General features: G+C 32.2%; 22 protein-coding genes and 1 riboswitch. Of the genes, 4 read left to right on the forward strand and 18 right to left on the reverse strand.

The genetic code is table 11. The annotated features are described in order from the left end of the window. Positions 1-9: 9 nt before the first annotated feature. Positions 10-528 carry a DNA-deoxyinosine glycosylase gene (locus Q5I67_RS05175; protein ID WP_302486578.1) on the reverse strand — a complete coding sequence of 173 codons (519 nt, stop codon included), beginning with the start codon at positions 526-528 and terminating at the stop codon, positions 10-12. A gap of 249 nt (positions 529-777) precedes the next feature. Here Q5I67_RS05175 and clpB point away from each other — a divergent pair, with 249 nt between their 5' ends. The 3 genes from clpB to metK all read left to right on the forward strand — a co-directional run bounded on the left by clpB (position 778) and on the right by metK (position 7213). Further along, on the forward strand, positions 778-3366 hold the full coding sequence (gene clpB / locus Q5I67_RS05180; RefSeq protein ID WP_302486579.1) for an ATP-dependent chaperone ClpB: 2589 nt from the start codon (positions 778-780) through the stop codon (positions 3364-3366). Between the two features lie 430 nt (positions 3367-3796). After that, positions 3797-5683 (forward strand): glutamine synthetase, encoded by a 1887-nt coding sequence (locus Q5I67_RS05185; RefSeq protein WP_302486580.1) that lies wholly within the window; start codon positions 3797-3799, stop codon positions 5681-5683. 147 nt (positions 5684-5830) lie between these two features. Continuing rightward, positions 5831-5933, forward strand: a riboswitch (SAM riboswitch). 95 nt (positions 5934-6028) lie between these two features. After that, positions 6029-7213 (forward strand): methionine adenosyltransferase, encoded by a 1185-nt coding sequence (gene metK, locus Q5I67_RS05190; protein ID WP_296899481.1) that lies wholly within the window; start codon positions 6029-6031, stop codon positions 7211-7213. A gap of 63 nt (positions 7214-7276) precedes the next feature. Here metK and Q5I67_RS05195 read toward each other — a convergent pair whose 3' ends face one another. Next, positions 7277-7543 (reverse strand): hypothetical protein, encoded by a 267-nt coding sequence (locus Q5I67_RS05195; RefSeq protein WP_302486581.1) that lies wholly within the window; start codon positions 7541-7543, stop codon positions 7277-7279. A gap of 216 nt (positions 7544-7759) precedes the next feature. Between Q5I67_RS05195 and priA the strand changes: the two genes are divergently transcribed. Further along, positions 7760-10186, forward strand: a complete 2427-nt coding sequence (gene priA / locus Q5I67_RS05200; protein WP_302486582.1) for a primosomal protein N' — start codon at positions 7760-7762, stop codon at positions 10184-10186. Positions 10187-10264: 78 nt separating this feature from the next. On the opposite strand, the gene Q5I67_RS05205 is transcribed toward priA, so the two are convergent. From Q5I67_RS05205 to prmA, 16 genes are all read right to left on the reverse strand, one after another. Then, positions 10265-10687, reverse strand: a complete 423-nt coding sequence (locus tag Q5I67_RS05205; protein ID WP_302486583.1) for a universal stress protein — start codon at positions 10685-10687, stop codon at positions 10265-10267. A 125-nt stretch (positions 10688-10812) separates the two neighbouring features. After that, positions 10813-11556, reverse strand: a complete 744-nt coding sequence (gene recO / locus Q5I67_RS05210; protein ID WP_302486584.1) for a DNA repair protein RecO — start codon at positions 11554-11556, stop codon at positions 10813-10815. A 34-nt stretch (positions 11557-11590) separates the two neighbouring features. Continuing rightward, entirely contained in the window at positions 11591-12244 is a 654-nt protein-coding gene (locus Q5I67_RS05215; RefSeq protein ID WP_302486585.1) for a DUF502 domain-containing protein, read from the reverse strand. A 20-nt stretch (positions 12245-12264) separates the two neighbouring features. Then, positions 12265-13161: a GTPase Era gene (era, locus tag Q5I67_RS05220; RefSeq protein ID WP_296895906.1), complete on the reverse strand. Its 897-nt coding sequence runs from the start codon at positions 13159-13161 to the stop codon at positions 12265-12267. Between the two features lie 15 nt (positions 13162-13176). Further along, complete coding sequence (gene ybeY, locus Q5I67_RS05225; protein ID WP_302486586.1) at positions 13177-13641, reverse strand: rRNA maturation RNase YbeY; 465 nt, start codon at positions 13639-13641, stop codon at positions 13177-13179. Positions 13642-13693: 52 nt separating this feature from the next. Next, entirely contained in the window at positions 13694-14707 is a 1014-nt protein-coding gene (locus Q5I67_RS05230) for a PhoH family protein (RefSeq protein WP_302486587.1), read from the reverse strand. 228 nt (positions 14708-14935) lie between these two features. Further along, a complete protein-coding gene (locus Q5I67_RS05235) occupies positions 14936-15406 on the reverse strand; it encodes a hypothetical protein (protein WP_296922980.1) in 471 nt (156 codons plus the stop codon). 45 nt (positions 15407-15451) lie between these two features. After that, positions 15452-16450, reverse strand: a complete 999-nt coding sequence (floA, locus tag Q5I67_RS05240) for a flotillin-like protein FloA (protein WP_115151316.1) — start codon at positions 16448-16450, stop codon at positions 15452-15454. Between the two features lie 37 nt (positions 16451-16487). Further along, positions 16488-17120 (reverse strand): NfeD family protein, encoded by a 633-nt coding sequence (locus tag Q5I67_RS05245; RefSeq protein ID WP_302486588.1) that lies wholly within the window; start codon positions 17118-17120, stop codon positions 16488-16490. Between the two features lie 292 nt (positions 17121-17412). Beyond that, on the reverse strand, positions 17413-18786 hold the full coding sequence (locus tag Q5I67_RS05250; RefSeq protein ID WP_302486589.1) for an MATE family efflux transporter: 1374 nt from the start codon (positions 18784-18786) through the stop codon (positions 17413-17415). Positions 18787-18864: 78 nt separating this feature from the next. After that, complete coding sequence (locus Q5I67_RS05255; RefSeq protein ID WP_022228659.1) at positions 18865-19314, reverse strand: GatB/YqeY domain-containing protein; 450 nt, start codon at positions 19312-19314, stop codon at positions 18865-18867. A 26-nt stretch (positions 19315-19340) separates the two neighbouring features. Next, on the reverse strand, positions 19341-19523 hold the full coding sequence (gene rpsU, locus Q5I67_RS05260; RefSeq protein WP_008538150.1) for a 30S ribosomal protein S21: 183 nt from the start codon (positions 19521-19523) through the stop codon (positions 19341-19343). A gap of 132 nt (positions 19524-19655) precedes the next feature. Further along, a complete protein-coding gene (locus tag Q5I67_RS05265; RefSeq protein ID WP_015562422.1) occupies positions 19656-20003 on the reverse strand; it encodes a histidine triad nucleotide-binding protein in 348 nt (115 codons plus the stop codon). A gap of 191 nt (positions 20004-20194) precedes the next feature. Further along, positions 20195-21496 (reverse strand): tRNA (N(6)-L-threonylcarbamoyladenosine(37)-C(2))-methylthiotransferase MtaB, encoded by a 1302-nt coding sequence (gene mtaB, locus Q5I67_RS05270; protein WP_302486590.1) that lies wholly within the window; start codon positions 21494-21496, stop codon positions 20195-20197. A gap of 127 nt (positions 21497-21623) precedes the next feature. After that, on the reverse strand, positions 21624-22364 hold the full coding sequence (locus Q5I67_RS05275) for a 16S rRNA (uracil(1498)-N(3))-methyltransferase (RefSeq protein ID WP_302486591.1): 741 nt from the start codon (positions 22362-22364) through the stop codon (positions 21624-21626). After that, positions 22361-23302 (reverse strand): 50S ribosomal protein L11 methyltransferase, encoded by a 942-nt coding sequence (gene prmA / locus Q5I67_RS05280; protein ID WP_302486592.1) that lies wholly within the window; start codon positions 23300-23302, stop codon positions 22361-22363. The genes Q5I67_RS05275 and prmA overlap by 4 nt, the downstream gene beginning before the upstream one ends. Between the last annotated feature and the right edge of the window lie 41 nt (positions 23303-23343).

Consider the following 23343-nt stretch of genomic DNA (forward strand, 5'->3'; position numbering starts at 1 on the left):
GATTGTAAATTATCTCAAAGCGTCATCTATATGCTCAGCTAATGCTTGTTGCCATACCTCTTGAAGCATCGGCAAGCGAAATCTAGCATTAGCTGGACTTGTAGATGGTAATGTATAAAAAGTATATGTTTCATCTTTTAAAATATCTTTATTATATTTCTTAAAACACTGAAAAGATTTTCCTCCATTAAAACAAATAGTTTTTATCTTAGGATATTGGGCAAATAAAGCTTTAAAATCATTTGGCACTTCATCACAAATGGCACTATCTAAACTACCTTCTCGAATACAAGAATCTATTGAGTCCCAAAGAGCAATATGATTTTTTCTCAATAAATCTAGTCTCTCTTGATAAATAGTTGGTATTATTCCTTCATTAAAAAATATAGCCATTAATTTCCAAAATCTATTTTGAGGATGTGCATAATATTGTTGTTGTTCCAAAGATTTTACACTTGGCATTGAACCTAAAATAATAGTAGTACAATTTTCATCAATAGATGGAGCAAAACCTATGAGTCTTTCCATAAATAAAATCACCTCTATCCTATTATAATATAAAGATTTTCAGTGTAGCTAAAATTTTTTTTAAAGGAAAAGTCAAAAAGTCAAAAATAATGTTTGACAATTTGACTTTTAGCTTTTATAATATGTTTTGTAAGCAGATATTAAAACTAAAGTAAAATATAATTTATTATTTTAGTATAATAACTACTTCAATGAATTTATACTTTTATTAATTTGAATACTACTCATCATGACTTGGAGGTATACATCATGGGTGAAGAAAAATATACACAAAAAGTTTTAGAAGCTATGCAATCCGCACAGCAAGAAGCAGCACTTCGCTATCATCAAGAAATCACATCAGCTCATGTACTTTCAGCCTTAATCAAAGAACCTGAAGGTTTACTCGCTACTATTTTTGCTGAATGTCGAGTAGATTTACCTATGCTCAAAGCAAAACTAGAACAAATGCTCAAAAAAATTCCTAGTGTAAAAGGTCAAAGCCGTCTAGGTATGAGCACTGAAATGGTTCGTGTATTAGGCAGAGCAGCAAAACTTGCCGAAAACATGAATGATGAATATATAAGTACAGAACATTTATTATTAGCTATTGTCAGCGATAGCGATGATGAAATGCAAGCACTATGTAGAGAATTCAATCTACATCAAAATAAAATCCAATCTGTAATTAAATCAGAACGTAAACAAAATGTAAATAGTGATAATCCTGAAAGTGGTTATAAATCACTTGAAAAATACGGCCGTGATCTAACAGCTATGGCAAGAGTTGGTAAACTCGATCCTGTTATTGGCCGTGATGAAGAAATCCGTCGTACTATTGAAATTTTATCTCGTCGTACTAAAAATAACCCAGTATTAATCGGTGAACCTGGTGTTGGTAAAACTGCTATTGTTGAAGGTTTAGCTCGCCGTATCGTAGCAGGAGATGTTCCAGAATCTCTAAAAAACAAAACATTATATTCTCTTGATATGGGTTCATTAATCGCTGGTGCTAAATATCGTGGTGAATTTGAAGAACGTCTAAAATCTGTATTAAATGAAATTTCTAAGTCTGATGGACAGATTTTATTATTCATCGATGAAATTCACACTGTAGTAGGTGCAGGTGCAACTGAAGGTGCTATGGACGCTGGTAACTTATTAAAACCAATGTTGGCACGTGGACAACTCCGTTGTATTGGTGCCACTACTTTAAATGAATATCGTAAATACATCGAAAAAGATACAGCTCTTGAACGTCGTTTCCAACCTGTAATGGTAGGTCAGCCATCTGTTGAAGATACTATCTCCATCTTACGTGGTCTAAAAGAACGTTATGAAGTTCATCATGGCGTAAGAATTCGTGATAATGCACTTGTTTCTGCCGCTGTATTATCTGATAGATATATCTCTGATAGATTTTTACCAGATAAAGCCATCGACTTAGTTGATGAAGCAGCTGCTAAACTTCGTACTGAAATTGAATCTATGCCAGAACCTATCGAAAAATTACGTCGTAAAATCATGCAGTTACAAATAGAAGAAGAAGCATTAAATAAAGAAACTGATGAAGCATCTAAAGAAAAACTTGCCAAACTTATCGACGAAAAAACTAAATTACAAAATGAAGAAAATGAATTAAAAGCAAAATGGGATAAAGAAAAACAAGGTATTGTTCGTGTACGTGCTATCAAAAAAGAAATGGATAGTGCCAATACTGAAATGGAAAAAGCTCAACGCAATGGCGATTATGCCAAAGCTTCTGAAATCAAATACGGTAAATTACCACAACTTCAAAAAGAACTTGAAGAAATGGAAAAAGCTGTTCATGATGAAGAAGGCAATCGCCTCTTAAAAGAAGAAGTATCTGAAGAAGATATCGCTCAAGTTGTAAGTCGTTGGACTGGTATTCCTGTTACTAAAATGCTCACAGGTGAAAGAGAAAAACTCGTACATCTAGAAGATGTTCTTCATGAACGTGTTGTCGGACAAGATGAGGCTGTAAAAGCTGTAAGTGAAGCAATTATCCGTGCTCGTGCTGGTATTAAAGATCCTAATCGTCCAATCGGTTCTTTCATTTTCCTCGGCCCTACTGGTGTAGGTAAAACTGAACTTGCAAAAACTTTAGCTGAAAGTCTATTTGATGATGAACGCAGTATCATTCGTATCGATATGAGCGAATATATGGAAAAACATTCTGTAGCTCGTTTAATCGGGGCTCCTCCAGGATATGTTGGCTATGATGAAGGTGGTCAACTCACTGAAGCCGTTCGCCGTCGTCCATATAGCGTAATTTTACTTGATGAAATCGAAAAAGCACATCGTGATGTATTCAATGTATTATTACAAATCTTAGATGATGGTCGTTTAACTGATGGTAAAGGTAGAGTTGTAAACTTCAAAAATACAGTTATCATCATGACTTCAAACTTAGGTAGCCATGAAATCTTAAATCAAAAAGATTTTGCTACAGCTGAAAAATTAGTACGTGATATCTTAAAAGATTATTTCCGTCCTGAATTTTTAAATCGTGTTGATGATATCATCGTATTCAAAGCTTTAGCTAAAGAACAAGTACGTCAAATTGCTCGCATTATGCTTGAAAATCTCAATAAACGTCTACAACATCAAGTTAATATCTCACTTTCTTGGTCTGATGAGGCTTTAGAAAAACTTGCAGACGAAGGTTTTGAACCAAACTTTGGTGCTCGTCCACTTCGTAGATTATTATCTCATACTGTAGAAACTCAATTAAGTAAAGAAATCATCAAAGGTAATATCAAAGAAGGCGATACTGTAGATATTAATGTAAATGATGATGAATTTACATTTAATCCAATTCGTAAAATGGAAGCATAATATTAAAATAAATAATCCTTAAATAAATTTATTTAATACACCCTAAAAGTAATTATTTTATAGCTTTTAGGGTGTATTTTTTATTAGAAATTATTTATAAATACCTTTATTTTATGGACTCTTAACAATTTTCAATAAAAAATAAATAATAAAAATACAATGTTACAATTAAAAATAAAAAATAACTACTAGACAAATACTTTTGAATATGATATTATAAATCACGTAAAACAGAACAGCAAAGGCAATGGGGCCATATGAGACATCTGTTCATTAGTATTATAATGATTTTAATCTAAAATAAAATTTCTTTTAATTTATATTTTTATTTTAGTAGGGGGTTATTATACTATTAATGTAACCAGAGTTGTTTTCATACGGCTTTTTTTAGTTGCTACATAAATTTTGTTAATAAAAGGTGGGTCTTTTAATGAACGATTTATTATATGTTATTCCTGCAAATTCTAAAAAAGAAGATATTATTGCTACTTTGAAACAACATCCTGAAATTAAATTTGTTTCTTTAGTAGGTATTGACTTAGCTGGTAATGATACTGATGAAAAAATTCCTATGAGAGTTTTTCTTGAAGATATTGATGCTTTCTATAATGGTTCTGCTGTTCAAACTGATGGCTCTTCTGTAGTATTAACTGGTATTGCTACATTGAATAATGCTAAAGTAGATATGCCAATTGATCCTACTGTTAATTGGTTTGTTGATTATAATATCGAAAGCTATGATGAAGAACTTGGTAAACCAGTTGGTACACTTCGTATCCCTGCAGCTCTCATTCATGATGGTAAAGCAGTTGACTCTCGTTCTATCTTAGCTAACACATTAAATTATGTAAAAAAAGGTTTATTAGACCTCTTTAAAAATAATAATAAAATTTCCGGCCTAGAACATATCAATGGTGCAGATGTAAAAGATATCGTATTCACTTCCGCTACTGAACTTGAATTCTGGGTAAAAACTCCACTCAGTGAAGCTGATATCCCTGAAATGTCTGCATCTCAGGTTATGCAAGAACAATATTGGCAACGTACTCGTGGTGCAGTTCGTACAGCTCTTGAACAGTGCATGTTAGCTCTTGAAGCTTATGGTCTTTCTCCTGAAATGGGTCATAAAGAAGTTGGTGGTATGAAAGGTCATATCGATACTGATGGTAACATGACTCATGTTTGTGAACAGGTTGAAATTGACTGGAAATTCGCTGATGCTCTTCAAGCAGCTGATAATGAATTAGTAGTTCGTATTCTCGTTAAAGAAATCTTCCGTGAAAATGGTCTTGAAGTAAACTTCAAAGCAAAACCTATGATCGGTCTTGCTGGTAATGGTGAACATACTCATTTTGGTATGGGTGCTATTATGAATGATGGTTCTTATGTAAACTTATTCGCTCCAACTGATATGAAAAAAGAATTCATGAGTGCTGTTGGTTATGGTGCTATCATGGGCTTACTTAAAAACTATGAAGTTATCAACCCATTCGTATCTGCAACTAATGACTCTTTAAATCGTTTAAAACCTGGCTTTGAAGCTCCTATCTGTATCGTTACATCTTTAGGTCATAATCCAGAAGTACCTTCTCGTAACCGTACTATTTTAGCTGGACTTATCCGTGATGTTAACAATCCAAAAGCTACTCGCTTTGAACTTCGTGCTTGTAACCCATATACAAATACTTATCTCGTACTTGCTGCTATTTATACATCTGTATTTGATGGTATTAAATATGCTGTTACTAAAACTACTGCTGAATTACTTGCTGAAATCTCTAAAGATGTAGGTGATGAAGCTGGATATTTAGAAACAGACCGTGCATATCGTGCTGAAGATGATGTATTCGAAGACTATACAGAAGAAGAACGTCATCAACGTTTTGGCGTACATCCTGCAACAGTTTGGGAAAACTTCTCTAATTTGAAAAAATATCCTGAAAAACGTGCTGTTTTAACTGAAGGCGGTGCATTTAGCGATAAAATTATCGATGCTTTCGTTGAAGGTGAATTGATTCGTTGGAGAACTGAACTTATCAGCCGTATCATTCCTGAAAATCGTATGCTCATCAGCAAATTCAAAGAAATTAAATCTGCATATATTACAGATGAAGATTCTTATAATTGGAATAAAATCAATCGCATCCGTTATTATCTTGCTAAAGATAGCATTGATGATAAATCTTTATTCACTCAATTAATCAGTGCATTAAATTCTAATGATTTTGCTACAGCTTCTAGCTTACAAGTTGAAATGTACGATAAAATGGAAGAATTAAAAGAACTCTATGCAACTTATGCAAATAATATGATCTAATTTAAAATAACAAAAAGGCTTCTAAATATTATTTTTAGAAGCCTTTTTATTTATATTTTAGATTAAGATAATAAATTATTTTTATATTAAAGATATTGACAAAAACCTATTTTTTCTATATGATAATGATTAGCAATTATATAGAATAACTCATCAAGAGCAACCGAGGGACTGGCCCGATGACGTTGCGGCAACCATTGATATTTCAAAACGGTGCCAAATCCTTTAAGTTTTACTTAGAAGATGAGAGATGGATATAAACTCTCTCGCATTTAAGTTTAGAGAGTTTTTTTTATGTTATTTTTTAATTGTTAAGATATATAAAATATTCTAGGAGGTTCCTAAATGTCAAACAGAGTATTATTTACTTCTGAATCTGTTACTGAAGGTCATCCTGATAAAGTAGCAGACCAAATTTCTGATAGCATCTTAGATGCAATTTTAGCAAAAGATCCAAATGGTCGTGTAGCTTGTGAAACTTTCGCTATGACTGGTCAAATTCATGTAGCAGGTGAAATATCCACAAATTGTTATGTAGATATTCCTTCTATCGTTCGTGAAACTATTCGCAAAATCGGTTACACTCGTGCAAAATTCGGTTTAGATTGTGATACTTGTGGTATTTCTTTATCCATCGATGAACAATCTCCAGATATCGCTATGGGTGTAGATAAATCCTTAGAAGCTAAAGAAGGAGAAGCTGACGAATCTGATCTTGGTGCTGGTGACCAGGGTATGATGTTCGGCTATGCTACAAATGAAACTCCTGAATATATGCCTCTTCCTATCGCTTTAGCTCATAAACTTGCTCGTCGTCTTACTGAAGTTAGAAAATCTGGTGAACTTCCTTATCTTCGTCCAGATGGTAAAACTCAAGTAACAGTTGTTTATGAAGATGGTAAACCTGTTGCTGTAGATACTATTGTTATTTCTACTCAACATGATCCTGATGTTACTTTAGAACAGATCAAACAAGATCTTATGGAAAAAGTTATTAAACCTGTTGTTCCTGCTGAGCTTCTAACAGCTGAAACAAAATATTTCATCAATCCTACTGGTAAATTCGTTATCGGTGGTCCACAAGGCGATACTGGTCTTACTGGTCGTAAAATCATTGTTGATACTTATGGTGGTATGGCTCGTCATGGTGGCGGTGCTTTCTCTGGTAAAGATCCAACAAAAGTTGACCGTTCTGCAGCATATGCTGCTCGTTATGTAGCTAAAAATATCGTAGCTGCTGGTCTTGCTGATAAATGCGAAATCCAATTAGCTTATGCTATCGGTGTTGCAAAACCTGTATCTATCAGCATTAATACATTTGGTACTAATAAAGTAGCTGAAGATGTTATCACTAAACTTGTAAACGATAACTTCGATCTTCGTCCAGCAGGTATCATCAAAGAATTAGACTTACGCCGTCCAATTTATGCTCAAACAGCAGCTTATGGTCATTTCGGTCGTACAGATGTAGACCTTCCTTGGGAACATACTGATAAAGCTGAAACATTAAGAAAACAAGCTGGTTTATAATTTTATATTAATAGTAAACAAAAACCTCTGACAAAAATCTGTCAGAGGTTTTATTTTTTTACTTTATCTATGACGACCATGTCTAGGTGGTGGAGGCGGTGGAGCCTGTCTTTTAGGTGCTGGCTTCCATCTATCTTGACGAGGTGGTGGTGCTTTTTTCCAATCTGGTGCTTTATGTTGCTGTGGTGGAGGTGGTGCTATTCTATGTCTAGGAGGTGGTGGCGGAGCAGCCTCCGTTGTATTTGCACTTACAACATAGCTAATAGGTGTTGCTAAAAAACACGCCATTGTTAAGATGCCAATAGATTTTTTTATTTTGTTTTTTAACATTATGAAATCTCCCTTCATAAAATTTATATACTTTTTGTTTCAAATAACTATAATAAAAAATAATTTTTTATTAATATATCTAATACAACAAATAATAATCTTCTTAATAATAAATTCTGTAATAAATAAAAATATCCTTTTAATATTTTCTTATTTTCTAAAATCAAATAAATATAATATAATATACTCATATTATTTAATTAGGTACGTGATCATATGAAAAAATTAGCAGATATATATATTAATATTCCTGTAAAAAGCATTTCCAATGCTTTCACATATATAATTCCTGAAAAATTTGATATTTTAAAAGAAGGTTGTCGTGTTTTAGTGCCTTTTGGTAATCGAATTATGGAAGGCTTTATTATAAAAATATATGCAAATAACGAACATAATATAGATATAACTAAATTAAAAGAAATCAAAGATATTATTGATACAGAGGCATGGTTTACACCTAAGATGTATGCTACCGCCAAATGGATGGCTGATTTTTATCTATGTTCTTTAGGCGAAACTATGCGGTTATTTATCCCCGGAAAAAACAGTGTACAAATTCGCCCTATTTTTAATATCAACCAACAAGAATATGATTTATTTTCTAAAAATAAATTATCCTCATCAGAAATATCCTTACTTGAATATCTTTCTCTCCAAAAAAATACTGATTTACTAACTTTACGACATAAATTCAGCACAATTGATAATTTATCTTCTTTATTAGATAAACTCATCACCAAAAAACTAATTACCCGAGATTATACTTATAAAACAAAAGCTAATAAAATTTATGTCACTTATGCTTCTTTAAATGTAACAGTTAATGATGATATTTTAGCAACTTTAAAAAATAAACCAGCTCAAAAAAAAGCTCTATTATATTTAGCTAAAATAAAAGAAGCTTCCACCAAGGATTTAGCAAATGAAAAAATTTCTCTAACGACATTAAAAGCATTAGCTGATTTAAATTATATAAAATTAATAAAAAAACAGGTATTACGAGATAGCTATCAACTTATAAACACTAACTTATCTACAGATAAACAATTAACACCTGAGCAATCAGTCGCACTAAAAAATATAGAAATAGCAACCAATCAAGAAAAGAATAAATTTCTCTTATTTGGTGTCACAGGTAGTGGCAAAACTCAAATTTATATCGAAATGGCTCTTAAACTGCGTAAATTAGGTAAACAAATCTTAATTTTAGTACCAGAAATTGTCCTTACAGGTCAACTAGTAACATCTTTTAAACAATATTTTACTGACGATGTTGTTGTCATTCATAGTAGATTATCAGTCGGCGAAAGAAATGATACCTTTTGGCGAATTCGCACGAAACAAGTAGGGATTATTATCGGAGCCCGTTCAGCATTATTTGCTCCATTTGATGATTTAGGTCTAATCGTAATGGATGAAGAGCATGATCCTTCATACAAACAAGATGAATCACCTCGTTATCACAGCCACGATATAGTAGAAAAAATGGCTGAAATCTATCATGCTATTTTAATCATGGGTAGTGCTACTCCATCTTTAGAAAGTTATCACAAAGCTCAAACTGGTGAATATATATTATTAAATATGCCTAATCGTATAGATAACCTACCTTTACCATATATTGAAGGAGTGGACATGCGAGAAGAACTCCGCATGGGAAATCGCAAAATAATTTCTTTAAAGCTAAAAGAATTGATTGCGGATACTTTAGCCAAAAAAGAACAAATCATCATCATGTTAAATCGTAGAGGATTTTCTACTTTTGTAATGTGCAGAGCTTGCGGTCATGTTATCAAGTGCAAATACTGCGGTTTACCTCTTGTTTATCATCGCCGTGGCATCTTGCAATGCCATCATTGCGATATTACAGAAAATGTTCCTACCATCTGCCCAAAATGTAATAGTAAATATATTAAATTTTTCGGCTCTGGAACAGAAAAACTTGAAGAAGAATTATCCACTTTATTTCCTCAAGCTAGAATAATCCGTTTAGATAGAGATACTACAGGCAAAAAATTTGCTCATCTAGATATCTTAAAACAATTTAAAACAGGCTTATATGATATTTTATTAGGTACACAAATGGTTGCCAAAGGTCATGATATACCTACGGTAACAGCTGTTGGCATTATAAGTGCAGATTCCAGCCTAAATTTACCAGATTTTAGAGCAGGTGAACGTTGTTTTGGTTTAATAACTCAAACTGCTGGTCGTGCCGGTAGAAAAAACAAACGCGGACAAGTAATCGTACAAACATATAATTTAGAGCATTATGCTGTACAATGCGGTATCCAACAAGATTATAAACATTTTTATAATGAAGAGATTTTACTGCGTAAAGCCATGTATTATCCGCCTTTTTGCCAACTCATAAAATTAATAATTCAAAACGAAAATGAAGAAAATGCTTTAACTAAGGCACAAAATTTAAAAAAACTCATTAAAGATAAATTTCAAGATAATAAAAATATTGTCATTATGGGACCTGCACCATCTTTAATTGCCAACTTTAAGGGAATATATCGCTTTAATTTATTACTCAAAACTAATGATTTAAATATATTAAGAAATTATTTACGCGAACTTCATATAGATACAGATAAAAACATCATTGTCGATGTAAATCCTATTAATACAAATTAAAATTCCAATATATAATAAAAACCCCAATAACTAGAAAAATTCTAATTATTGGGGTTAAATTTTTAATTAATATTTATATTATTTTACAATCAAAACTGGGCATTTGGCATGTTCTAACACATATTTACTTACACTACCAAGCAATACACCTCGTACAAGACCTAAACCTCTACTGCCCATAACAATTAAATCAGCAGAAATTTCTTTTTCATAATCTCTAATTGCTTCAGCTGGATCTCCTGTCCTATATGCACAAACTACATTCATTCCTTCTGGGAATAAAGCTTTTGCTGCATTTAAAATACGTTGACCTGCTTTTTCAATTTCAACTAATACATTACCAGACAAATAAGCATTAATAGCCAATTTATTAATATCCGCTACATATAGAATATGAACTTCTGCTTCATTGAAGCGATTAATTTTTATAGCCTGTTGCATAGCACGTTCAGCAATTTCAGAGCTATCGATTGGAACTAAAATACGTTTTACGTTATCCATAACCAAACCCTCCTTGATGCCTTGATTATAATAATTTCTCAAGTTATTTTATATTAATTATATTCTCTATATACAGCCTAAAATCCTGCTTTTTTAAATAAATTTTGCAAATATTTTCATAAAATTTATTTATTTAAACTAGTAACTTGTTTAATGAAAGCAAGTGATTTAAAAGGTTTCCCTATCAAGGATTGTATATAATCTAATAGAATTTTTTCAGCATTTATCAAATCAATACCTTTTACTTGAAATTTAGGTGGATTATCCCAATCTAAATGTAAAAGATGTTCTATAAATAATCTTACAGAAGCTGGATAATTTGTCTGCTTTCCTTGACTACAAGATGTGCAGATTGCTCCACCTTGCATAGCATCAAAATGACAATCGCCTTCGATTTTACTTCCACATAATGCACATTGGCTATAATGAAGTTGACAGCCAGTATATTCAAAAATCTGATAAGCACTAGCCAGAGCACAAATACGAGGGTTAAACTTCGTTAGACATGGCAAGATTTTTAATAATTTTTCATAAATCTCTACTTGTGGTTCATCTTCACTACACAATTCTTTAGCTAATTCAGCAATAAAAGAAGCATATGCCATCGCCGTCAAATCTTCATATAAATCTGAAAAAAATCCTTTATGTTCACATTGGCGAACTGTATCCATCTTTTCACCTCTAGATAATTGAATATCCAGCCATGAAAAAGGTTGCATGGATGCTGCTAGTGGACTTTTTGGACGTCGACAACCATATGCTGCTGCTGTTATTTTTCCATAAGTAGGTGACAAAAGGGTAACGATTTTATCTGCGTTACCCCAATTTTTTACACCTAAAACTAATACTTCTGTTGAATAAATAGCCATATTAGTTTATTATTTCCTTCAATCTTCAATAATTTTATTTTTCTTGTTGAGCCTTTTCCATCTTTTCTTTGACCTCTTGTATTTTTGCCAAATCAGCTTTTACATCAGCACCTGGCATTACACCACCAGCTGTTAATATATATTGAAAAGCATCTTCTACAGAAATGTCTACATAAATTATATCTTTTTTAGGTACAAATACATTAAATCCAGAAGTCATATTTAAACTCCATGGCAAAAATACAGATTCATACTCTTCATCTTTACTTAAATATGGAGCAAGCAAAGATGATGGTTTTGGCATCAAAAATCCAATAGTTTTTACATTTGGATGTGGATAAGGAATTAAAACGACTTGACTAAACATCGTTTTTGATTCAAACAACATTGTAGAAACACGCTTAACACTATTGTAAATGAATTTTACAACTGGAATTTTATCAACTACTGTTTCAAAATAGCTGATAATTCGCTGAGAAGCCCATGTCCAAGTTGAAGTTATCCAACCAGCAAGTAAAATAACAATAATTAATAAGGCTACACCTGCACCTGGAAATTTAAGTGGAATATAACTTTCTACTATACCTTCTACCAAAGTAAATACAGTAGCAATTACAAAATAAGTTATAACGATAGGTACTAATACTATAAGCCCATTAATAAAATAATGTGATAATTTATTCATCATGTTAAGCACGTCTTCCTTTATTAATCTCTAAAACCTAATTCACGAAGTACATTGCTACGGTCACGCCAATCTTTTTTGACTTTTACCCATAGATCTAAATACGTTTTAGAGCCAAGCATTGTTTCAATATCTTTACGAGCTAATGCTCCTATTTCCTTTAATAATGCACCACGTTTACCAATGACAATTCCCTTTTGTGATTCACGTTCAACATAGATAGTTGCTCGAATATAAACTTTATCATTAGCACGGGATTTCATTTCCTCAATATCTACAGCTATAGCATGTGGTATTTCATCACGAGTCAAATGAAGTACCTTTTCACGTATCATCTCTGCCGCTATCAAACGCTCTGGCTGGTCTGTTACTGTATCTGCTGGATAATACTGAGGCCCTTCTGGTAAATACTTATTTAATTCTGCAAGTAAGCTATCCAAATTCATTTTTTCTTTAGCAGAAATTGGCACTACACCTGCAAAATTATAAGCTTTTGTATATTTTTCAATTATCGGCAATACAGATTGTCTATCGATTAAATCTAATTTATTGACAATCAAAATAACTGGTTTTTTTGTAGCTTGTAAACGTTCCATGATGTAACGTTCACCGCCACCTAAATCTTCAGTAGCATCAACTACAAATAAAACAGCATCAACTTCTTTTAATGTGCCTTCCGCTGCCTTCACCATATATTCACCTAATTTATGCAAAGGTTTATGAATACCTGGCGTATCTAAGAAAATCACCTGTTCATTATCTGTAGTCAATACACACATGATTTTATTGCGTGTAGTCTGTGGTTTATCAGACATTATCGCTATTTTCTGTCCAATGAGACTATTTATCAATGTAGATTTTCCTACATTTGGTCTACCAATAACTGCTACAAAACCTGATTTAAAATGTTTATTTTCCAAAAAATTAACTCCTTTTTAATCTCTACTTATTCCTAATTGTTCCATAACAAAATCTTCTTCTTTTCGCATTTCTATGCGATCAGCTTCTTCTATATGATCATACCCCAATAAATGAAGCATACCATGAACTGTCAAAAATGCTATTTCACGACGAACACTATGACCATAATCACCAGCTTGTTCTATCGCTTTTTCTACAGAAATAATGATATCACCCAACATATTTACAGGAATTTCTCCTTCAATATTTGGTTCATCACCTTCATTTAAAGCAAAAGATATTACATCAGTCGGTCTATCTACTTTTCTATATTCACGATTTATTTCATGAATATGTTCATTATCTGTAAGCGTAATGCTCACTTCTGCATTATCCAAAGCATATAATTGACCTACTTTTTCTACAGCTTCTTTCACTGTGTCACTTAAATTTTCATCTACTTCAAGATTTTCAGGTAAATTGCTTAAAATTATTTCCATAATAAAATCTCTCCTGATAACTTTTCTAATAAAATAATTTCTATATTATTTATCAATTATGTTTATACATATTTTTATCTTTATTATCACTAGGTGGATTAGCTGCTTCATAAGCATCATAAGCTCTAATAATTCGTGCGACTACATCATGACGAATAACATCTCTATCATCAAAATGTATCACAGATATACCTTCTAGTCCATCTAATATTTTTGTTGCTTGAGTCAAACCTGAGCCACTACCTCTAGGTAAATCAATCTGACTTAAATCACCATTTATTACCATTTTTGAACCAAAACCTAAACGAGTTAAAAACATCTTCATCTGTCTAGGTGTAGTATTTTGAGCTTCATCTAGAATAACAAAAGCTCTTTCTAACGTGCGACCACGCATATATGCAAGCGGTGCTATTTCAATGATATTTCTAGCTAATAATTTTTGATAAGCTTCTAAACCTAAAATATCTTGCAAAGCATCATATAATGGTCTTAAATATGGATCGATTTTTTCTTGTAAATCACCAGGTAAAAAGCCCAAACGTTCTCCTGCTTCAACTGCTGGACGAGTCAAAATGAGTTTATCCACTTCATTATTACGAAGTGCCATAACTGCCATGACTACAGCTAAATAAGTTTTCCCTGTACCAGCTGGACCTAAACCAAAAGTTATGCTATGACGACGAATAGCATCAATATAGATTTTCTGTCCAATAGTCTTTGGTCGAACGCATTTTCCTCTTGAAGTAACAGTCAATACATCTGTAAATAAAGATTTTAATTCGCTAGATTGACCTGCTTTAACCAGTTTTATACTATATCTAACCTCATGCATTGTGAGCTTTGTACCTTGTCTATACAATAAAAGCAAAGCTTCAATGACTTGACTGGCAGCATTTACTTCTCCTTCTTCACCATTGATTGATAAATCAGTACCTCTACCAATAATACGACAAGCAAAATTATCATTTAAAACTCGTAAAAATTCATCATTTTCACCAAGAATACCTATTGTTTCCGCTCTGTCTTGAAAAGGTATTTTTATTTCTGCAAAATTTGGCAAAAGCATTCGCCCTCCATTATTTTTAGAATAATAATCATATTTTCATTATAACATATTCAATCTATAGTGCTAAATCTTTTTACCAAAAATTTACGCGAATGACTTATCTGATGATTTATCTCTAATTTTATAAAAAAATTATTTCAGCTATATTATAAATTATATTAATAAAAAAAGCTATAACCATTATAAAATTTTATTTTTCTTAAAATTCCTAATGATTATAGCTTTCATTTAATCTTTATGCACTATACGTTTTATACCAAATCGTTTTAAATATTGCAGTGATTTTGGTTGCTCTAAAACCTGAGCATACATTATAGCATTCATTATATGTTCTTTTTCAATATCAATCTGTATTTTTTTATCTTTATCTATTGCTTTTATCTCTGTCTGTTGAATATAATCTTTTGCTTGTGAAATATTTTTATTTTGATGTAATTTTTCTTGATATTTATTTTGTAAAATTTGTTCATATTCATTTGTACGATTTGCTAATTTGTCAACATTTTCTTTATTTAAATCTATTTGTACATTTCTATCATTCAAATTTACATCTTTTATCTTTGGCTTTGCCATCATATAATCAAGATTTTTTTCTTTTTTTGGTCTAGGTGGTAGATTATCATATATATCAGGAAATTCTTGTCTTTGTTTCTTTTTTTGCTCTCTGCGTTTTTGACTAGTATAGATATTTACTATCATAAAAAACAAAAAGAGCAGAAAAGGTGCTAATCCTTCCATAATAAATTATTTTATTGGTACTTGTCCTTGTGGGACTGTACTATCTCCTGTCTTACTTATTGCTTCTCGCATTTGCGTATCAGCATTGATATTATTTAAATTATAATAATCCATCACACCAAGTTTACCTTCACGAAGAGCTTTTGCTAGTGCATGTGGAACTTCTGATTGAGCTTCAACTACACGAGCTTCCATCTCTTGAGTATATGCTTTCATTTCCTGTTCTTTAGCTACAGCCATAGCACGTCTTTCTTCAGCTTTTGCTTGAGCTATACGTTTATCAGCTTCTGCTTGGTCTGTTTGAAGTTCTGCACCGATATTTCTACCTACATCAACATCAGCTATATCAATGGATAAAATTTCAAAAGCAGTTCCTGCATCCAAACCTTTGCCAAGTACAGTTTTAGATATATCATCTGGATTAGCAAGCACATCTGTATGAGCTTCTGAAGAACCAACCGATGTTACTATCCCTTCACCAACACGAGCAATAATTGTAGGCTCACCAGCACCACCGACTAATCTATCAATATTAGCTCGAACTGTAACCCTTGCCTTAATTTTTAATTCAATACCATTTCTAGCCACAGCGGATACAACAGGTGTTTCAATGACTTTTGGATTTACGCTCATCTGTACGGCTTCTAATACATCACGACCTGCAAGGTCAATAGCTGCACTGCGTTCAAATGGAAGTGGTATTTGTGCTCTATGAGCAGCAATGAGTGCATCGACTACTTTATCCACATTACCGCCAGCCAAATAATGTGCTTCAAGTTGATTTACATTGACATTCAATCCTGCTTTATTTGCCTTGATAAGTGGCAATACAATTTTTTGTGGCGGAACTCTACGCATTCTCATACCAACTAATGTAAATATACCTACATGAACATTTGATGCTAATGCTGAAATCCACAATCCTATAGGTACAAAATGCAAAAATAACATAACCGCCACAATGACAATTACTACGATAAAACCAGAACCGATAATCGCTTCCATGATTAATCCTCCTTAATTTTAATTTAAAAATTTCAATTTAAATTTTACGTACAATAATACGCATACCTTCAATTTTTACCACGCAAACTTTTTCGCCTTTATTAATATAATTACCCTCTGATACAACATCTAATACATCATCATCGATTTTCACACTTCCAGAAGGTCTCAGTTCTGTCAATACAATTCCTTCTTTATGCAAATATCTCGAATAATCTACGCTACTTACATAACCTTCTTCACTAGAAGATGTCTTTGTCAAAATTATCTTACTCCAGAGCTTACTTGTAGGTAGTTTTTTTATTATCAACGCAAAAATTATTATCGCGATAACAAAAGAAATCGCCATCATCAACATTGCATCAATATCGCCACCCATAGCTAAAATCAAACTATATAATATGGCTACTACTCCAAGTCCTGCAAGTAATCCTATCGTTGGGGTTAATATTTCAATTATGATAAAAATAATCCCCACAATAAATATTGCAATCTGATATAAGCTCACTAAACCTTTCACATAACTACTGCCAAAAAATACACCAGCTGCTATGATACCTAATAATGCCCCTATACCTGTACCTCCTGTTTTTATCTCTACTAAAATTGCTAGAAATATCACACTCAAAAGCAATGATTGCAATATACTTGAATCTATAATAAAGTCCATATTATCACTTCCCTTTATTCTTAATTATTTTGCTTTTATCATCAACAACAAAATATACTTATAAATTTTATTAATATAATTCTACAATAAATATCTATTTACCTTTATAAAAATTACAAACTTATTTCAATATAATAAAATTCTTAAAATCTCTACAAAATTAATCATATCAATCTTAAAAAATCCTAATCCTTTATTATTTCTTATTTACAAAAATACAAAAACCTTAATCAATCAATTATAAAAATTTATATAAACAATATTTATTAAAAATAAAAAGAGATGGAAAATCTTATATTCCATCTCTTTCTTCTTTTCTTTTTAAACGTCTCCAGACGACCATCATCATAGTAGAAAAACATGCTATACCGCCTACAAAATTTGAAATCATTTCGGCATAAAAAACTCCATATACACCTAAATCCCATAAATTAGGTAAAAAAATCGTCAACGGAATAACTAAAATGACTTTACGAAATAGCGAAAAAAATGTTGCATATTTTCCCATACCTAGTGAAATAAATGTTGTTTGTCCGGCAGACTGAAATGCCATCATAAAAAATCCTAAGAAATATATATGTAATGCTGGCACACCAAGTAATAACATTTCTTCTTCACTATTAAATAGATGAATAAAAAACTCTGGAAAAAAATCTAATATACACCAAGCTATACTTGTATATAATAATGCTATTTTTGTCAAAAATTTTATTCCCTGTCTTACACGCAAATATTGCCCTGCACCATAATTGTAGCTGATAACAGGCTGAGCACCTGAGCGAATGCCTTCTATTGTCATTTGTAAAACATCACGTATTGAATTTAATACGGTCATTATACCTACATAAATATTTCCGCCCCAAAACAGCAATACATTATTACAGACAATCTGTACTAAACTTCCTGTAGTAGCAAAAACAAAACCTGAAAAACCTAAAGAAACAATCTCTTTTATTAATTTAAAATCTAATTTCATACAAGATTTCTTAATGCGATAAATAGCTTTATCACTACGCAAAAAATGTATTACCCATGAAGCTGAAATAAATTGTGCAATAACAGTGGCAATAGCAGCACCTTTTATACCTAAATCTAAACCAAAAATAAAAATAGGATCTAAGATAATATTAATTACTGCACCAATCAATATAGTGAGCATTCCCTTTTTCGCAAAACCTTGAGCATTGATAAAAGTATTCATACCTAGTCCAGACATCAGAAAAATACTCCCCCAAATATAAATGGAGAAATATTCATTAGCATAAGGATATGTTTCATCACTCGCTCCAAATAAATATAATAGAGGTCTTTTTGCTAATAATCCAATAGTTATTAAGATACAACTACAGATAATCAACATTGCAAAAGAATTACCTATTATTTTTTCTGCCCTTTTGTCATCGCCTCTACCTCTAGCGATAGAACAAAGTGGTGCTCCACCCATACCAAATAAATTAGTACATGCTGTGATCAGCATAATAATAGGAAAAGTAATTCCTAATCCCGTCAATGCTAAAGTGGAATTTTGTGCCAAATGTCCTATGTACATTCTATCTACAAGACTATATAAAACATTTATTAATTGTGCTAAAGTCATTGGAATTGCTAAACTCATGATATTATGAGCCATACTATTTTGGGTAAAATCATTTGTTTTATTTTGCATATAATATCACCTAATAACCCTATTTTTAGATAAAAAAACAGATAAGACTACTTTCAGTAATCTTATCTGTTTTCATAATTAACCTAGTAATTCTTTGACAATGGTATTTACCATTTTTCCGTCAGCACGTCCTTTAACTTTAGGCATGAGCTGTCCCATGACTTTACCCATATCTTTAGGAGTTGTTGCATTAGTAGCAGCAATTGCTTCTTTAACCAATGCTCTAACTTCTTCTTCTGATAACTGTTCTGGTAAATATGGCATTAAAACGGCAATTTCAGCTTCAGTCTGTGCGACTAAATCTTCACGACCGCCTTTTTTAAATTCATCTATAGAATCTTTACGCATTTTTACTTCTTTGCTAATAAGTGCAATTATATCGTTATCATCAAGTTCTTTTTGACCATCAATTTCAGTCTGACGAATAGCTGAACGAACCATGCGGATAACAGCGAGTTTCTGTTTTCCGTCTTCTTTAGCTTTCATAGCAGCTTTCATATCGTCCATTAACTGGGCTTTAAGTGACATATGAATTACCTCCGTTTTTGAGCTAATTAAGCTCTGTATCTGCGTTTTCTAGCAGCTTCTGATTTCTTTTTGCGTTTTACGCTTGGTTTTTCATAATGCTCACGTTTTCTAACTTCAGCTAAAGTACCAGCTTTCTGGCAAGTACGTTTAAATCTACGGAGAGCGCTATCAATTGTTTCGTTTTTACCAACTTTGATTTCAGATGACATTTATATTTCCCTCCCCTCCACCTAACACGGGAGTGTTGTACTTAATAATCATACCCAAATATTATACCTTGCTTATAAGTGCATTGTCAACTATAACCTGCAATTATATACAAATTTGATATGATTTTTTTATCAGCCTGGTGGCCATTGCATAGAGCGACCGCCAAGTAGGTGGAAATGAAGGTGCTGAACTGTTTGGCCACCCTCTTCCCCTGTGTTTACTACAGTACGGAAGCCGTTTTCTGCAATATTCAATTTTTTAGCAAGCATAGGAATTACTTCACAAGTGATATGTGCTAAAAGTTCTTTATCTTCAGCAGTTGTTGCAAGAAGACTAGCAATGTGTTTTTTAGGGATAACTAATACATGAACAGGAGCTTGTGGCTCTAAATCATTAAAAGCAATGACCATATCATCTTCATATACAGCTTGAGTTGGAATTTCTTTATTTGCTATTTTACAAAAAATACAATCTGACATATAAGGCACCTCCTTTTATAGCTTAATTAGTATAGAATTGACATATATCAAATAAATATTTAACATACACCTCAATTTAGATAAAATCTAAAATAATTCATTTAAATTTTACCTAAACTTTAATACTAACTCTATAACTTTATATATATTCGCTATTGAATTAATAAAATCCTTTTTTATTTAGATATTTTTTAAATTAATTCACCTAAAATACCATCTTTAAATAATTTAACTAATTTTACAAGGCGAATATCACCAGAAGTTATATCTCCATCATTTTTAATATACACTCTTATATAATTTGAAGTTAAACCTTCCATATATCCATCTTGTTCTTGTTCAAATAAAACTTCTAATTCGCGTCCTAAAAATCTTTGATAAAACTCAACTGCTGATTGTTCTGCCATCTTTTGCATCAAATGAACTCTTTGTTTTTTTACTGCTTCATCAACTTGATTTGTCATTTTGGCAGCTGGAGTACCTGCTCGTTTAGAATAAGGAAATACATGTATCTTCATGAATTTCATAGATTTAGCAAATTCCAAAGATTTTTGGAATAATTCATCTGTTTCTCCAGGGAAACCAACGATAATATCTGTAGATATAGCAATATCTGGCACTTCACGGCGAATATTTTCTATCAATCTAGCAAATTCTGCTGTAGTGTAATGGCGGTTCATAGCTTTTAAAATCTCATCACTACCAGCTTGTAGTGGCAAATGTAAATGCTTAGTAAAACGTTTATGAGTCTTCACCAATTCCAATAATCTAGGAGATATTTCAATGGACTCTAAAGAACCTAGTCGCAATCTTTTTAAATTTTCATTAGCTAAGCAAACTTCTACAGCATCGCTTAAAGAAATATTTTCACCTTTAAAATCTCTACCATAAGCACCTAAATGAATACCAGTAAATACTATTTCATGGAAATTTTCTTCTACTAATTGGTCTACTGCTGTTTTTATACTTTCCAATTTACGTGAACGAATAGGCCCTCTAGTATATGGAATAATACAATATGAACAGAAATTACAACAACCATCTTGAATTTTTAAGAAAGCTCTTGTGCGATGTGGTGTGCCATAAAGAGGAATGTCTTCAAATTCATGCATATGCATAACATCATTTACTTCATTAAATAAACCATCTTCACGAGCTGCTTTTTCTACCAAATCAACTATCTTATCACGCTGTTTAGTACCGATTACTACGCGAACACCTTCAATTTTACTGATTTCATCAGAAGCAATCTGTGCATAGCACCCTGTTACAGCTATGATAGCATTATCATTTAAACGATTTGCTCTGCGAATTAATTGACGAGATTTTCGCTCACCTAAATGAGTAACAGAACAAGTATTTATAATATAAAAATCAGCAGGCTCAGAAAAATCCACTATTTCATAGCCACGATTGCGAAATAGACCTTCCATTATTTCTGTTTCTACTTGATTAACTTTACAACCAAGTGTTGTTAATGCAACTTTTGGCAAAATTTCACTTCCTCAATTAAAATAAAATAAAAAAACTACTAATATAAAATTAGTATAACTAAATTATAGTTTCCCATAAAATAGTTATACTAAACAAAAATCTTTAATATTTAATCTAAATCAAAAATTAATAAATGCCACCTAAATCGCCTTTTTCATACATGACGATAGTAAGTGCTGCAATTGATGCAGTTTCAGCTCGTAAAATACGTTTTCCCATAGATATACTTTTAAATCCAGCATCTTTGCATAATTGCACTTCTTCTGGAGCGAATCCACCTTCAGGGCCAATCAAGATAAGATATTTTTTACTATCTGCTGATTGCAACATTTCTTTAAAACTTTGCTCATCTTCTGCTTCATAGCAAATAAAACGAGCATAATCTGTATAATCTTTTGCTAATTGCTCTAAACTCACAATAGCTTCTACTGTCGGTTTTATTGTTCTACCGCACTGTTTTACTGCTTCATCAGCAATTTTTTGCCATTTTTGTTGACGAGCTAATTTTTTCTTCTCATCATATTTCACTACACAATGACGACTGACTACAGGAACAACACTTGCTGCTCCTAATTCCACCGCTTTTTGTACGATGAATTCCATTTTATCGCCTTTTGGCAAACATTGTGCAACGACTACTTCTATAGGTGCTTCTGTATCAGCATCTTCTATATACTGCAATAATTTTAATTGCACTGTATCACTTGTACAAGAGATAACTTTTGCCTGTGCTACTTTACTTTCTTTATCAACAATAGTAAAAACTTGCTCAGGTCTTACCCTCATAGCATAAAGAAGATGCTTGGCATCATCGCCTTTAATCGTGATATCTTCGCTTAGACATTCATCTATAAATAAACGCCTCATTGCATATCTTCCTTGCGACGGAAAATAATTGCAGCCCAGCCAGCTTTTTCATTCATTTTTTCTACCATAAAACCATGTTCTTCAGCAGCTTTAGTAACATCTGCTATACGATCTGCAATTATACCACTTGTTAAAATAGCACCATGTGGATTTAAATAATTATCTACATCATTAAACATACGAATGATAATATCTGCTATAATATTAGCTATGATTAAATCAGCTTTACCATTCATATTCTTTAATAAATCACTTTGAAAAATCTTGATATTTTTACATTCATGATTTTTTTCGATATTTTCTTTAGCAACATCAACTGCTACATTATCATAATCAGCAGCTTCGATATCTTTTGCTCCTAATTTTGAAGCAGCAATTGCTAAAATACCACTACCTGTACCAACATCGAAAACTTTCATTTCTGGTTTTACATATTCTTCCAAAAATTGAATACACATAGATGTTGTAGCATGTGTACCAGTACCAAATGCCATACCAGGATCTAATTCAATAACTATATCATTATCTAATGGAGTATATTCTTCCCAAGATGGCTTTACTACAATTTTTTCACCAATGCGTTCTGGATGGAAAAATTGCTTCCAATTATTAGCCCAATCTTCATCTTGGATTTCACTGCAATTAATCAATCCTGAACCCTTATCCAAAAATTGGCTCATTTCATCGATGTGCAAACGCAACTGTTCTAATTTACTTGGTAAATCCTCATCAGTAGGAAGCCACGCTTTTACTGTAACAACTTCTGTTTCTTCAGCAAGCGGTATATCTGTATAATCCCAAGCTCCAGAATGAATATACGTATTCACAAGTTCTGGGTCTTCAATCAATACACCAGATGCTCCAAGTTCATGAAAAATCTCTGCTACAGCTTCAGTAGCCTCATGTGAAGTTTGAATGCTAATTTCAGCCCATTTCACAGGTAAATTCCTCCTTAAATAAATACTAAATCAAAACACAT

This window comes from uncultured Megamonas sp., assembly GCF_958438645.1.
Lineage (GTDB): Bacteria > Bacillota > Negativicutes > Selenomonadales > Selenomonadaceae > Megamonas.